The organism is Areca yellow leaf disease phytoplasma, assembly GCF_041920595.1.
In genome coordinates, this window is sequence record NZ_CP169277.1 from 458,598 (window position 1) to 461,509 (window position 2,912).

Here is a 2,912-nt window from a genome sequence, read left to right on the forward strand (position 1 = left end):
AGCATCATGGGATAAAGTGGAAAATGAAGATGCCATTATTTTTACTCTAAGAGATGATGTTTATTTCATAACGGCAAAAATTAACTTGCACAAGATGTCAAATTTTCTTTTGAACAGGCAAAGAAAAAGGAAATGACGAATATGCTATTATTAAATCAATCAGAACGCTTTGAAAATGATGCAAAAGTGAAACTTAAGTTGCAAGCTTTACCTATTTTTGTCTATAAATCCTATTGCTAAATACAAAATACTTAGTAAAGAATCGCTAGAAAAAGACCAAACACACAATCAACACCTAGAAGGATTCTAAAAATTGGTTCAGGTCCTTATCAATTAATTTATGAAGATTCTTCTAAACAAAATAATAAAATTAGGACTTTGACAAAACACTTAATAAAGACAAAATAAAAACAGCCAAAAAGAAATCCTTTTAAAGTTAACTCTAACTACGATACTTTCTTATTGCAATTAGAAGAAGGAACTGTGGATGCTATCTTAGATTTTTCCAATAAACAAAATAACTAATGCAAGAAACAAAAAAATATTGAAGTCGTCAAAAATAAAGGTGCCAAATGTAGTGTTTTATTTATCAAAAACAAAAAAGTTAAAGGGGAAAAGAGAAATTAATCAACCCAAACTCTAAATATCAGAAAAAGAAAAATTGCTGTTCTAAATTTTACCCGTTAATCCTTTAAAAACTTTTGTTTCCTCAAGGAGAAATAGGACCTCTTAGAGAAATATTCAATACGCTTATGATTCAAACCACAACGAAGTTAAAAACAAAGTTAGTCTTTTAATGAAAAAAGACAAGAAAATTAAATTAGGAGCTTCTTTTAAAGAGAATAAAAGAAGTAGTACCTAAAACAAAGAACAATTACAAAGGTAGGTTTTTGAAGTTATAGTAAACATACCAGAATCATACTTTTTTTTACAAGAATTCCAAAAATGGCAAATATGACATATCTTTTTATGGTAATATGAATGAAATGCCATACGGTCATAAAGTTTTAATAGATTATATGAACAATATTCGAAAAAGAAGGAAAAAAAACTCCCAAAAGCCATTCTCACATTCAAGGAGACACAACACTAAAAAAACTTTTAGATGAAACCGAAACAATCACTGATAAAAACATTTACGAACAAACAGTAAAAGATATTCAAACTCGTTTATACACAAATAAATATGTTATTCCTTTTTATCAACAAGACATATATTTTTTAACGAGTAAAAAGTCCAAAAAAGGAATATTTGTGCGATCCTTTTACAAAGAACTGATTTTACCAAATTCATTAAGTAAGTAAATTTTATTCTATAATAAAAATGATTTTCATTTCAAACAAAAGGAAATAAAAAAATGAATTTTAAACAGGTATTACAAAAATATATCAAAAACAATTAGTTATAGGAACAACAGTTATTTTATTTGTTGTAATGGGTTTTATAGTCTACAAAAGCTTTTTAAAACAACTCCCCAAGAAATAATTTTGTAGTAGCAATGCCAAATGATATTTTGGGGATTCAAGCCAGAAATAAAGATCACACTCAAAGTGCATGGGCGAGACAGATTGTTTTACCGCATCCACTTACTAGTTTCTTACAAATGAAAATGGCGATGTTTTGCCTCAAGTAGCTACATCATGGGATAAAGTGGAAAATGAAGATGCCATTATTTTTACTCTAAGAGATGATGTTTATTTCATAACGGCAAAAATTAACTTGCACAAGATGTCAAATTTTCTTTTGAACAGGCAAAGAAAAAGGAAATGACGAATATGCTATTATTAAATCAATCAGAACGCTTTGAAAATGATACAAAAGTGAAACTTAAGTTGCAGCTTTTACCTATTTTTGTCTATAAATCCTATTGCTAAATACAAAATACTTAGTAAAGAATCGCTAGAAAAAGACCAAACACACAATCAACACCTAGAAGGATTCTAAAAATTGGTTCAGGTCCTTATCAATTAATTTATGAAGATTCTTCTAAACAAAATAATAAAATTAGGACTTTGACAAAACACTTAATAAAGACAAAATAAAAACAGCCAAAAAGAAATCCTTTTAAAGTTAACTCTAACTACGATACTTCTTTATTGCAATTAGAAGAAGGAACTGTGGATGCTATCTTAGATTTTCCAATAAACAAAATAACTAATGCAAGAAACAAAAAAATATTGAAGTCGTCAAAAATAAGCAAAGCAAATGTAGTGTTTTATTTATCAAAAACAAAAAAAGTTAAAAGGGGAAAAGAGAATTAATCGCCCAAACTCTAAATATCAGAAAAGAAAATTGCTGTTCTAAATTTACCCGTTAATCCTTTAAAAACTTTTGTTCCTCAAGGAGAAATAGGACCTATAAGAGAAATATTCAATACGCTTATGATTCAAACCACAACGAAGTTAAAAACAAAGTTAGTCTTTTAAACTGAAAAAGACGAAAATTAAATTAGGAGCTACTTTTAAAGAAATAAAAGAAGTAGTACACAAATAAAAGAACAATTACAGAGGTAGGTTTTGAAGTTTATAGTAAACATACCAGAATCAGCTTCTTTTTATTTTGTACTACTCTTTTATTTCTTTAAAAAGAAACTCTGTTGTTATATTTGTCTTTTCATGGAGCAACTGTTTAACTTCGTTGTGGTTTGAATCATGAAACGTATTTCGTTATGTCCTGGCTCCTTGAGAGACAAAGTTTTAAAATTGGCAGGTAAATTAGGGCAGCAATAAATATTTGGGAAGATATTACATACCTTTTTTGTTTTTGATAAAATAAAACGCCATTTGGCACCTTGATGTTTCTTTGCATTAACCATTTTGTTTATTGGAAAATCCTAGACTAGCATCCACGGACCCTTCTTCAATTGCAACAAAGTATCGTGGTCCGTAGCACAGAGATTTCTGGCAATGCA

At 28.6% G+C, this 2,912-nt stretch carries 1 protein-coding gene; it reads left to right on the plus strand.

The features are described 5' to 3' along the window. Positions 1–2,097 precede the first annotated feature (2,097 nt). Positions 2,098–2,262 carry a hypothetical protein gene (locus tag ACEW7V_RS02625; RefSeq protein WP_374695349.1) on the plus strand — a complete coding sequence of 55 codons (165 nt, stop codon included), beginning with the start codon at positions 2,098–2,100 and terminating at the stop codon, positions 2,260–2,262. Positions 2,263–2,912 lie beyond the last annotated feature (650 nt).